Raw genomic sequence first — 484 nt, 5'->3', positions numbered from 1 at the left:
GGCGAAGATAACCACACTGATGATTGAGGTTGGGCTAGCGCCGGTCAAATCAGCAAACGGGTTTTTTGGGATAAAGGACAGAATCAGTTGAGGGACTGTCAGGTCGGTCACTTTACTAAGATAATTGCTTTCAATAGCACTCAAACGCGCTGATTCTTGTGTACCTTGCACCAAACCATCGGCTGTTAAGCCAAACAGATTAGTGACCAACACACCCACCAGAGCTGCGATTAATGTGGTGAATAGCAATGTGCCAATGGTCAATACGCTGATTTTACCTAATGAAGAGGCATTATGAAGTTTGGCAACAGCACTTAAGATCGAGGCAAATACCAGCGGCATAACAATCATCTGCAGTAATTGCACATAGCCATTACCGACGATATTAAACCAAGTGATCGACTCTTTCAGTACCGGATTATCTGAGCCATAGACCCATTGTAGCCCCAGACCAAATAGCACACCCAGCCCCAGACCGGCCAAG

The 484-nt window shown here is 46.1% G+C and carries 1 protein-coding gene; it reads right to left on the bottom strand.

What is annotated here, in order from left to right; genetic code table 11:
• On the bottom strand, positions 1-484 hold a 484-nt coding region (locus tag FTA91_RS02420; RefSeq protein WP_145582860.1), incomplete at both ends, for a cation:dicarboxylate symporter family transporter.

The organism is Yersinia thracica (genome assembly GCF_902170565.1).
Classification (GTDB): domain Bacteria; phylum Pseudomonadota; class Gammaproteobacteria; order Enterobacterales; family Enterobacteriaceae; genus Yersinia; species Yersinia thracica.
This window is presented reverse-complemented; position numbering and strand designations above follow the sequence as displayed.